The 10,715-nt window shown below is 56.7% G+C and carries 14 protein-coding genes; all 14 read right to left on the reverse strand.

Going from position 1 to position 10,715, the window contains the following annotated elements:
* Nucleotides 1-109: 109 nt before the first annotated feature.
* Nucleotides 110-1,732, reverse strand: a complete 1,623-nt coding sequence (locus BMX59_RS12600; protein WP_093121846.1) for a vWA domain-containing protein — start codon at nucleotides 1,730-1,732, stop codon at nucleotides 110-112.
* A 185-nt stretch (nucleotides 1,733-1,917) separates the two neighbouring features.
* A complete protein-coding gene (locus tag BMX59_RS12605; protein WP_058426354.1) occupies nucleotides 1,918-2,568 on the reverse strand; it encodes a DUF799 domain-containing protein in 651 nt (216 codons plus the stop codon).
* The gene (locus tag BMX59_RS12610; RefSeq protein ID WP_093121850.1) at nucleotides 2,565-2,927 is read right to left on the reverse strand and encodes a DUF4810 domain-containing protein; all 363 of its coding nucleotides are present in this window, start codon (nucleotides 2,925-2,927) and stop codon (nucleotides 2,565-2,567) included. The genes BMX59_RS12605 and BMX59_RS12610 overlap by 4 nt, the downstream gene beginning before the upstream one ends.
* Before the next feature lie 29 nt (nucleotides 2,928-2,956).
* Complete coding sequence (locus tag BMX59_RS12615) at nucleotides 2,957-3,637, reverse strand: CsgG/HfaB family protein (RefSeq protein WP_071489756.1); 681 nt, start codon at nucleotides 3,635-3,637, stop codon at nucleotides 2,957-2,959.
* Nucleotides 3,638-3,677: 40 nt separating this feature from the next.
* Nucleotides 3,678-4,259 (reverse strand): hypothetical protein, encoded by a 582-nt coding sequence (locus BMX59_RS12620; protein WP_092248702.1) that lies wholly within the window; start codon nucleotides 4,257-4,259, stop codon nucleotides 3,678-3,680.
* Between the two features lie 292 nt (nucleotides 4,260-4,551).
* Nucleotides 4,552-5,328, reverse strand: a complete 777-nt coding sequence (locus BMX59_RS12625; RefSeq protein ID WP_071489755.1) for a tetratricopeptide repeat protein — start codon at nucleotides 5,326-5,328, stop codon at nucleotides 4,552-4,554.
* A 163-nt stretch (nucleotides 5,329-5,491) separates the two neighbouring features.
* A complete protein-coding gene (locus tag BMX59_RS12630) occupies nucleotides 5,492-6,187 on the reverse strand; it encodes a hypothetical protein (protein ID WP_093121855.1) in 696 nt (231 codons plus the stop codon).
* Between the two features lie 79 nt (nucleotides 6,188-6,266).
* Nucleotides 6,267-6,659 carry a DUF2846 domain-containing protein gene (locus tag BMX59_RS12635; RefSeq protein WP_170856112.1) on the reverse strand — a complete coding sequence of 131 codons (393 nt, stop codon included), beginning with the start codon at nucleotides 6,657-6,659 and terminating at the stop codon, nucleotides 6,267-6,269.
* 420 nt (nucleotides 6,660-7,079) lie between these two features.
* Nucleotides 7,080-7,586, reverse strand: a complete 507-nt coding sequence (locus BMX59_RS30120; RefSeq protein WP_139212871.1) for a transposase — start codon at nucleotides 7,584-7,586, stop codon at nucleotides 7,080-7,082.
* 110 nt (nucleotides 7,587-7,696) lie between these two features.
* Entirely contained in the window at nucleotides 7,697-8,515 is an 819-nt protein-coding gene (locus tag BMX59_RS12640; protein ID WP_139212872.1) for a hypothetical protein, read from the reverse strand.
* 4 nt (nucleotides 8,516-8,519) lie between these two features.
* Nucleotides 8,520-8,930 carry a hypothetical protein gene (locus tag BMX59_RS30125; RefSeq protein WP_139212873.1) on the reverse strand — a complete coding sequence of 137 codons (411 nt, stop codon included), beginning with the start codon at nucleotides 8,928-8,930 and terminating at the stop codon, nucleotides 8,520-8,522.
* An 84-nt stretch (nucleotides 8,931-9,014) separates the two neighbouring features.
* Entirely contained in the window at nucleotides 9,015-9,413 is a 399-nt protein-coding gene (locus BMX59_RS12645; RefSeq protein WP_093121862.1) for a hypothetical protein, read from the reverse strand.
* A gap of 532 nt (nucleotides 9,414-9,945) precedes the next feature.
* On the reverse strand, nucleotides 9,946-10,200 hold the full coding sequence (locus tag BMX59_RS12650; protein WP_231808977.1) for a hypothetical protein: 255 nt from the start codon (nucleotides 10,198-10,200) through the stop codon (nucleotides 9,946-9,948).
* 56 nt (nucleotides 10,201-10,256) lie between these two features.
* The gene (locus tag BMX59_RS12655; protein ID WP_064054208.1) at nucleotides 10,257-10,715 is read right to left on the reverse strand and encodes an SMI1/KNR4 family protein; all 459 of its coding nucleotides are present in this window, start codon (nucleotides 10,713-10,715) and stop codon (nucleotides 10,257-10,259) included.

Below are 10,715 nucleotides of genomic sequence, written 5' to 3' on the forward strand. Positions count from 1 at the left end.
TGGGAGGGGGCTTGCCCCCGATAGCAGTGGGTCAGTAGCACACTTGATGCTGATACACCGCCATCGGGGGCAAGCCCCCTCCCACATTCGATTGTTGTCATGGCTGTGATCAGGGTTTGAGGCTTTGGGCCAGTTCCACCAGTTGCACGAATTCATTGCGCAGGCCGAACGGATCATCGCCTCGGGCCGAGCGGGCCAGTGCAGCGGTGTCCTGCAGGCTCATGCTGCCAGTGTAGCGGCCATCACCCTTGAGCTGTTGGGCAAAGGCCGCCACTGCCGCCGCAAAGCGCAGGTCATCGCTGGCCTTGGTGGGCTCTTGGCTGATGGGCCTTTCGATCAGTTGGCTGGCACCGCCCACAGCAGGTTTGTAGCGCACCCGCAGCATCGCCAGTTCAGCGGATCGATCCCCGGTCACAGGCGCAGTGGCATAGCGCAAAGGTTCCAACCACCCCTTCTCGCCTTTCGGCACAATTTCGTACAGTGCCGTGACCGTATGCCCTGCGCCAATGTCACCGGCGTCGACTTGGTCGTTATTGAAATCCTCACGTTTCAAGGCGCGGTTTTCATAGCCCAGCAGGCGATATTCACTGACCTGCGCCGGGTTGAATTCCACCTGCAACTTCACATCGCGCGCCACCACCGCCAGGGTCGAGCTGAGTTGGTCCACCAGCACTTTGCGCGCTTCGCGCAGGTTGTCGATGTAGGCGTAATTGCCGTCGCCGGCATCGGCCAGTTGTTCCATCAGGTGTTCGTTGTAGTTATCCACACCGAAGCCCAGGGTAGTAAGGGACACGCCGCTTTTGCGCTGCTCTACCGCCATCTGTTTGAGGCTGTCGAAATCACTGATGCCCACGTTGAAGTCACCGTCGGTCGCCAGCAGGATGCGGTTGATGCCCTTGTCGATAAAGCCTTCGCGGGCCATCTGGTAGGCCAGTTCGATGCCGGAAGCGCCCGCCGTGGAGCCGCCTGCGGTGAGTTGGTCAATGGCGTTACGGATCTTCACCTTGTCTCGACCGGAAGTCGGCTTGAGCACTACCCGGGACTCACCGGCATAGACCACCAGCGAAACGCGGTCCTGCTCACGCAACTGATCCACCAGCAATTTCAGCGTGCTTTTCACCATCGGCAAGCCTTCGCGGCGGTCCATGGAGCCGGACACATCCACCAGGAACACCAGGTTGGCCGGTGCCAATTGCGCCACGGCACGGTCGGACGCCTTGATGCCGATGCGCAGCAACTGGGTATGCGGGTTCCACGGTGTGGCAGCGACTTCGGTGGTCACGCCAAAAGGTGAGCCGTCGGTGGGCAGCGCGTAGTGGTAGGGGAAATAGTTGACCATCTCCTCCAGTCGCACGGCGCCTTCGGGCGGTAGGCTGCCTTGGTTGAGGAAACGCCTGACGTTGGCGTAGCTGCCGGTATCGACGTCGACGCTGAAGGTGGACACCGGCGTCTCGGCCACGCGATGCACCGGGTTGTCCGGCAGATTTGCGTATTGTTCACGGGGTTCGCTGCGGTAGTCCATCACGGCTGACTCCTGCATATGCATCGGTGCAGGCATTGCCATGCGTTTGGCCAAAGCACCCTGGGGTGACGCGCTTTGCAGCTCGGCGACGGGCTCGGCCGGCTTGGCCAACTCAGGGGATGAGGACAGCCCACAACCGGCCAACGCCACCACCATGGTAACGGCAAAGCCTTGGGCGGCAGGACGCAGGAAAAACAGAGGGTGGGACATGGGCTGAACCTCGTGAATGAATGATCCGTTCACAAGGTCAGACGCGAGGTGTGGAATGTTCGGGTTAACCCTGATTCAAATAACAGTCCAACTGTGGGAGGGGGCTTGCCCCCGATGGGGTGGGTCAGTCAAACATGGACTGACTGATCTACCGCTATCGGGGGCAAGCCCCCTCCCACATGAACTCAGTCCGTGCCGTATTTGGGGTTACGCGGACCGTACAGGATCCCCGCACGCTGCCCCGGTGACAGCAGGCGCGCACTGGTGATACCGGCAATCGGGTGCGCCGCATCGGTGGAGCTGTTGATCACCTGCTTGACCGCCGCCGTGATCAGCATGCCGACGAGGCCGCCGCTGTTGTTGTTGCCCTCTTCGCTGGACGCTCGCGCCGAGCCGGTCCACAGGGTGGTGCCGGTACGCAGGTCCACCAGTTTGGCCGAAGCCGTCACGGCGGTGTCACTGGAGATCAGCATGTACTTGGTGCCGTACTCGGTGACGGTGATGTACAGCGCGGCGTCCGCGCCGAAGATGTCATGCAGCTTGGTCGGTGGCAGGGCCTGGATGTCGTTGGCGGTGGTGAGGCCGTTCTGGCGGAAGGTTTCATCCACCAGGGCAATCGGCAGCACGTAGTAGCCGGCTTCCGCCAACGGGTAGGTCACTTGCGAGACCAGGCTGTAGGACGCCTGCACTTCCGGCGACTCATTGAGCGGCGGCAGTACCAGGATCGACTTCGGTCGTGCCTGCTTGTACGCCGTGTAATCAATGGTCTTGGGGGCTGCGCAACCGCCGAGCAGGGCCAGGGCCAGCAAGGCGCCCGTGAGTTTCAACAGGCTCATTTAGTGGCGACTCCGGTCTTGGCGTTTTTCAGCAGAAAGTCCATGTACGAGGCGGATTCAGGGAACAACGCCTTCTCGGTGCGGAACTCCTGCACCATCTGGTCATCCTTGCCCATGCTCAGGTACAGCATGCCCAGGTGGGCGTGGTAACCCGGCGGGGCCTTGCGGCCGCTGGCATTGATCTTCTGCAGATCGCGCTCCAGCGCCTCCACCTGCGCCTCCTTTGGCTCACCCTTGAAGTATTCGTAAACCTGCGGCTGATAACTTTCCCATTGATACAACGGCTGGGGCGCGGTGTGGCACCCGGCGACCGTCGCCACTGCTGTCAGCATCATGGCCAACTTGACTGCCTTGCTCATCCTTGTACTGCTCCTTGAGGTGCTGCTGATCAGTTGCGCGGGTTCCAGGCGCCGGCATTGATGCCGTCGACGAGGCGGTTGATGGCTTCGCGCATGGCCAGGTCGAGGACCTTGCCATTGAGGGTGGAGTCGTAGCTGGCGGTGCCGCCGAAGCCGACCACTTCACGGTTGGACAGCGCGTACTCACCGGCGCCCTGGGTGGAATACACCACTTCGGAGGTGCTGATGTTGACGATATTCAACGCGACTTTGGCGTAGGCCACTTGGGTCTTGCCACGGCCGAGAATGCCGAACAGCTGGCGGTCGCCGGTTTCCTTGCGGCCAAACTCGGTCACGTCGCCGGTCACCACGTAGTCAGCGCCCTTGAGCTTCTGCACGGTGCCTTTGATCGCGGCTTCCTGGGAGATTTCGCCCATGTTGTCGCGGTCCAGCACGCTGAAGCGGTTGGTCTGCTGCAGGTGGGTGATCAGGATGGTCTTGGCCTGGCCGCCGAGGCGGTCGACGCCGTCGGAGAAGATGCCGCGCATGTAGCTGGAGCGGTTGTCGAACTTGCCTACGGCAATCGGCACGCGCACGCCGGAATAAGCGACGTTGGCGCTGGCGACTTGTTCCACAGGCATAGCGCGGTTGCTCTCCGTGGCACAACCGGCCACGGTCAGCAGCGCTGCGGCGGTGAAGCCGGACAGCAGGATTTTGGACAGTGTGTTCACAGGGTGCTCCTAAGTGGGAAAACGGGTACGGCAGCTAACGCTAGCGGGACGGAATGTCACGCAGGTCGTCAACGATGAATCGGCTCAACAAACCGGTGTAGAAGGTCTCGACGCTGGAGTTGCCAGAGTTGGTCAGCACCCCGGCCATCGTTTTCATGTTCTGCCAGTCGCCCTTGTACCCGCCTGGCATCAACCCTTGGCGAGCCTGAGAGAAATGCAGCACCTCGGCGCCGGCTTTCTTGACCTTAACCTGGTAGTTGAAGTCGACACTGGCGAGGATGGTCTTGTCATCGACGATTGCCGTCATGAAACCACCTTGGGTGTCTTGTATGCGCCGGGTATAGATGACGTTCACATCCAGCAGGTAATCGGCCTTGTCCTTGCTGGCGGCGTAGCGCTTGGCCTTGAGCAGGCGGTCGACCAGATCAACCCCGAGTTGCTGGCGCACTTTGTCATCCGGCAGGAAGCGTTCGTTCTTGCCGACCACCTCGACGTCGAAGGTGTCGAGCCAGTAAGTAGCGGTCTTGGGAATGGTCACCGGCGCCGGGGAGATGTAGTAATCCGGCTTGGAGGCACAGCCCGCCATGAGGCAGGCCGCGAGAAATACGGCAAACACGCGCATGTATGAATTCGTCCCTGAAAAGTATCGTGTTTTGAACAGTGGCGGCATTTTACGGAGTTGAAAGGCGTTCTCAAGCTGTTTTACAGCTCGAGCGGCGCTGAACTTCACGATGAAAAAGATCAGTACTGCGATGGCACAGTCGATGCCCCGTGCAACCAGGCGACGACCGATGCTGGCCAGGACGGTCGGGCGTTCAGGGGTATTGCTTGCATCCATACGGTGTTGCTCCAGATTCAAGGTGTTTGTGTCTGCGTTGAATGTGAACGACCCATGGCATCAGGGCTCCAGCACTTCACTTCAAACCGACCTTGAGAGACCGCTCGGACGACCAGGAGTCCTGGCCTGCCTGCAATAGCGGCTCGGCAGGAAAGCGATATTGACCGAATGCGGTGACCACGGCCTGGTCTACCTCGGCGTTGCCCGAGCTTTCGATCAATAGGATTTTTGGCACATTCGAACCCGACAGGCCTTGCACTTGCAGCGTCACCGGCTTGCTCGCGCTGCCGCGTTTGATTTGCTTGTTCAAGGCAATCTCGATGTCCAGTGCCGTACGATTGAGGCTCTTGCGACTGGTGTCACCCCAGGCCTCGTTGTAGCGCTGTACCTGTTCAGGCGTCAGTACCGGCCGTTGCGCACGAATGCGCTGAAGGCCTTTCCACGCGACATCGCCGGCATGCTGGCTGGCCTCCACGTAATACATCATGGCCCCGAACAAATCCTGCGGACCACCGCGCCCCTCTTCCATCAATCGGGCCAAGGCGAGTTTGCTTTTATCGCTGTCGCTGTTGGTCAGCGCCAACTGATAAAGCCGTCGCGCCTCCACATCGTTGCGCACTTGCCCGTGGCCCTCCTCGGCCATGCGCGCCAGCCTCTCGTAACCGACGCCATCCACGGCGGCGACGGACTCATAAAGCGATCTGGCCTTGACAAAATCTTGTGGCAGGCCGCCACGACCGGATTCGTACAAACCACCGAGCGCAGTCTTACAGCGCACGTTGCCGTTATCGCTGGCTTGACGAATGAACTGAGCCTGATCGGCTGTGGGGCTTTTCTCGCCCTCGGACAGCATGCACTGAACGTTGGCCAGACTCTGTTCAAAGGAGCTTGGTGGCCTGGCAGCTTGACACCCGGTGACGAGGCCCGTGATTGCCAGTAGAACCATTGCCTTTTTCATGTGATGCGTCCGTGGAGTCGGGAAACAGGGGCAGCCCAGCATTAACGCACGCGCCGGCTTATTTGAGCTCTTTGACCAAATACCCACTGGAGATCTGCGTAATCCCCGTGAGCGCGCGGCGCAACGCCTCGGGGTCGGTGCGATAGGTGAGCGGCGTGTAGCCGTAGACGTTCTGGCCATTGAACGGCGTGACTGCCTCGCTGGTGCGCCAGACCATTTCATCGCCGCGATTCATCTGCGCCAGCACATTGAGGGTGGGGTACACCACACTGCTGAACCCTTGGGTCAGGCGAAAGCCCCACTCGGCCACGGTCAGTTGGATCTGCGCATCGGCGGGTTCGTCGTCACCCACCACTTTGAGGGTTGAGGTCTTGCCCAACGCATCGATGAAGCCCTGTTTGAGCAACACGCCCAAATCGATTTTTTCTGCCTCCATCACCGTAAGGATCGCTACCGGCGTCGGCATCTCGGCCAACTGCCCAAGTTTCATGCCACCTGCAAACCCGGCGCCGCTCAACGCCGCCGTGCCCAACCTGGAAGCACCGCTGGCCATGCCAACGCCCGCGCCAAGCCCGGCCCCCAATGCTGCGCCCCAGGCTTGCTCACGGCCCATGTAGACCATCTGTTGCGACTCCCACTTTACCGGCAACACCTTGACCGTCTTGATCTGGGCGCGGTGTTCGGGCGTAAGGGGATGGCTGACACAGCCGCTGAGGATAAGGGTGGCAAAGAGGATGAAGAGGAGGTTTTTCACATCAGTCCTTGAACGTTTGCGCAGGGTGAAAAATGACGGCCTGCCGGACCTGGAGCCCGGCAGGCTTCAACGGTTTAACTCACTTGCTTTCTTTTGCCACGGTGCCCAGCGACGCATCCTTGACCAGGTAACGGCCTTCGAGGTCGCTCAGCACTTTGAGGCTGTTGCGTGCGATGGCGAAGCCCATGTCGACTTCCTGCTTGAGGTAGACCACCTGACCCGCCTTGACATCAATCGGCATGTCCGCCCAGTTTTCAGCCTTGGAACTGATCACGTGCTTGCCCGGTGTCACGAAAAAATAGATGTACTGGTTACCGCGGTTGTAACCCATCTCCGAGTCGGCTTCCTTGTCATCCAGGAACACGTTGAAGCGAACCATCATCCCCACGTTGCTCGGACGCACCACATACACCAAGCCTTTATCGGCGACAGCAGCCTTAGGCAACGAATAGTTCGCCACATCGGCCTGCATCTTCTCCACCGACGGCGTCGAGGAACAGCCAAACAGCGTGGCCAGGGACAGAACAACAGCGGCTTTGCAGAACAACTTGATCATGCGTTTCTTCCTTGTGGGTAGCGGTGGGGCGGTTTCGAAAACGCCGACGACGGCCGGTTCACCTTTCCTGATGCGTCTGGCCATCGCCAGTGTGTCGGCAGTGGATGGCGTTACATGAGGCATTGTGCCATCACTGCGATCTCGTGTGCGGTTTTGTACAAAATGTGGGCTGGCCCGGATTTTCTCCTGATCGGCAAGTAATTATTAAATGAGACTCTCCCCTTTTTTGCGCTTCGCCAGTTACCTTTATTTTCTCCCGCAACTATTCGACGGAAGAAAATAGGGGTCAGAAGAAAATAGGAAAATAAGGAAAATAGGGGTCAGACCACTATTCTTCTACTCTTTTAGATCAAACTTTTTGGGCGCCCTGACACCCCCCTGAGAAACTCGTCTACCTAATGCCTGCTCAATCTCGGCCGCAAACTTGTGATCGCCCAAAACGTAATTACCGTTTGTAGAAGATCGAATTTGCTCTATCAACTCAGGTGAAAGCCGATCCTTGAATAAAGACCGGTAGGATTCGGCTCGTTGCACGGTGCTGCTACCTAACTCTCTATAGACCGCATGTGGGCTTAAAAAGCTTGATGGCTCGCCCTGTGCATTTGCCCTGTAGCTGGTCCAGCGATAGTCGCCCGGATGAGCAACCATGCCAGCTCTAACCGGATTCATTTCGATATATCGATAGCAAGCTAAAACATAGTTATCTTTTTGAACCAGACAGGAGCGGTAACGTCCTTCCCACAACGTGCCCGTTCGTTGATAGGTTCGATTGATGTATTGAACGTAGCGCTGCCCCAGCCCTCTAACTAGTAGAGAAATAGGGGTCAGACCACCAATATACATTGGTGCACTAATCGTGGTCTGACCCCTATTTCCATAAGGCCATCGGGCGCGCATGTTACTGCGTGGCTCGCCAGTGCACGTAACCTTTAACCGCTACGAATCAGCCAAGTTCAATAGCCTCCGGCATCCAGATCCGCAATGGACAACCAATAGTCGACAACGTTATCAAAGCGTTCATCACCGGCCCGAGCCTGCAATTCCACCAGTGCCTGGCGAGCATCGGCGATGGACCAGCCAGTGGAGTTCAAGGTCAGCCATGCACAGTCAAGGCGCCCCGCTTGCATATAAGCCTCGAACAACGGCTTTTTCTCGCGTTCAGGATCAAACCACGCGGGCAATTCCACGCCTTTGGGCACCGGCATGTGCTCGTCGACAACTTCAAAATAGCAACTGCTTTCCCACCAATCAGGGGCTGGGGCGGACGGGTTCGGGAAGTTTCCGGTGTAACGCGTTACGCCGTCAGCAACACTGGCCAGTGGCGTCAACGTCTTGAACGGTTCGACGTTGGCGAAGCCTTTGGGGTCGTCGCCACTTTTCAACGATTGCGCATCCAATGCGTCCAGGCAATCAAGCCCCACCGCCTTGGCGAACTGCTCAAGTTCGGGCGTGACACCCTCCTCAAGACTCATCGACATCATGGCGAGCACGGCCATCAGTTGCTCAGGCGTGCGGGCGATCTCGACGGTCATTCGGTCGCTGCCAACGTACATTTTTACGAAGGTGGGTTCACGATCAACAAACCAGTGCTTCCAGTACCCAATATAGGTAGGCCGAGATCCGTCACTCCATATCGGGATCAGCGCAGGTGGAAACCCATACCACTCGGCAGGGGCCTGCAGCGTGCAAATGGGCGGCTCGATGCTTCCATCGGCGCATGCTACCAGCGTGTCGGGTAACCCCAGCGCTTCCAATGCTGTTTTAACGTTCATGCCTTCACCGTTTTGGCGCCAGGGGCGTCGACCATTCGGGGATCTCTATTCGGTGCAACGGAGAAATAGGCCCCACCCAGATGTTAGAGGTCGCGCTCGTTTGTTGGTGTATCAGTTGATGAGCCTCGCGCGAAGGTACGGGCACAAGATGGCGAGGGTCAACGATCTGCGTTGGGAAATCTGTCTTGCCGAAGTTCCAATGGTGAACTTGGGCAATTTCCTGACCTGCCTCACGGGCAGACTTAACAAAGCGACTGTTCACCGCGCTGAACGCATCTTCGAGTATTTGCTGACTGGGGTTCTGGCCGCTGGCCAATGTATCCAAGTATCGCGTGTAGCCGTTCGGGCGGTTTGCACTGGCCGCAGAACGCATGGCATCGTTCCACATCTGCAGTGATTGCGGGTTATCGGCCACGGTAGAGAAGCCAAAGCTCGGAAATAGGGGTCAGACCACCAATATACATTGGTGCACTAATCGTGGTCTGGCCCCTATTTTCTCCTATTTCATACTCGACCTTGTGTACCTGTCACAGACTTCGGAGTAGTTAAGCGTCACCGCATTAACGTCATCTACAACACAATTCCATTTCTTGCCAAACTCGTACGCCAACCATAAATACATCTCCATTGAGCCTTTCGAATGACCCAACTGCATTTCGATCATTGTCTTAGGAGGGGCACCCAACAAATTTTCCCAATCGAGAATATCTTGCGAATCATAAAAATTCATGAATTTTTCGGAGTTGAGTAATGAAATATACAAAGTGGCCTCGTCCCAATTCAATATTCCACGATTACGTTTTCCGATACTAGCGACTCCGCCTATAGAGTGGATAAAATCAGCAAACGCATCTTCATCAATTGCCACATCCGATATGATTGAAGCTGAGTCGCTCACGATTACAACCCTCCTTTTTTGGCACCATACTCGAACAGTTCGTCGACACTATTAATTACTTTAACCCCTACCTTTTCGTAAGCTTTGATCTGCTGCGGCTTAACCACGTTCGGAGCAAAAAGTATGACCTCCTTACGATCAGGGTTGAGCATAGTGTTATTTTGTAATTTCTGTAACTGTTCGATTTTTCCAGAGAGAAATAGGGGTCAGACCACCAATATACATTGGTGCACTAATCGTGGTCTGACCCCTATTTCCCTGCGACGATTTGTCATACCGCTTAGTATCCTCCGACACTCAGAGGAAAGAGGGGCCTGACCCTGAGGAATCCCCACCGGATTGTCCCGCTCGAGATTGGCGGATATGGAGCTATTGGTGCGCGATGAAGTACACCGGCAAGCTCAGAGGCTAGAGTAGATTTGTGGGGACTCCTCAGGGTCTGCCCCCTATTTTCTGTTTTTTCTTTTTTTCAGTCACACTAGCTAGTTAGCTGCTAAGTAAGTGCCATTCAAATCTGTCCCTTTTATCATCATCAAGGAAAATTGGTATCCACAAAGTCTCTAGCAAAATCTTCTGCGTTTATTTTTACACCAGCTCGCGCAAATTTTTCCGAATTCACGCGCCACACTTCTTTTATTTTCTCCACCAGGGATTCCGGAAAATCCATCTGAGACGCGACGACATCACTCCAACTGCCTTGCACCCCGTACAGCTCGTGCAACTTGGGCTCCAGCGCACTTAACGCCGCACACTGCTCGTCTGTCAGCTCATCAATAGCCGAAAGCACGTAGCATTCCAGTAGCCGGAGAAAAGGCTTCCCCTCATATCGATTCATAACGGCTCTCAAATAAAATCCGGGTGAACTTGCAACTGCTGCAGAAACTTATCGAAGCTATCGGCAAGTTGGGTGCGTTCTGAGCCTTCATGTGAATAATACCAAACAGAACCGGATGGCGAATCCAGCGAAATATAAAACTGGCTGCCACCTCCGTCGCGCCCAATGGGCAACATGAATGGCCCCAACACTTGAGCCCAGTCATCAAGAGCCTTATCCAGGCTGTCGATACCTGCGTCTCCTAGTGAATAAAACCAATCAACGCTGACGCTAGCATCTGGTGATGCGTTCAAAAAGAAACTTCCGGCTTCAGGATGCCCACCGTTGGCACTTCGAATGAATTGAAGGTAGGTTTCTGGAAGCCTACGGCCCAGCCGAGCCTCAAGGGCGCGCACGCTTGAGTCATCACCACTGAAACCCACGCTGGGGCGTCCCCCGACATTGATGTTCAACTCAGCAATATTCAT

It is taken from the genome of Pseudomonas sp. NFR09, assembly GCF_900111535.1.
GTDB lineage: Bacteria > Pseudomonadota > Gammaproteobacteria > Pseudomonadales > Pseudomonadaceae > Aquipseudomonas > Aquipseudomonas extremorientalis.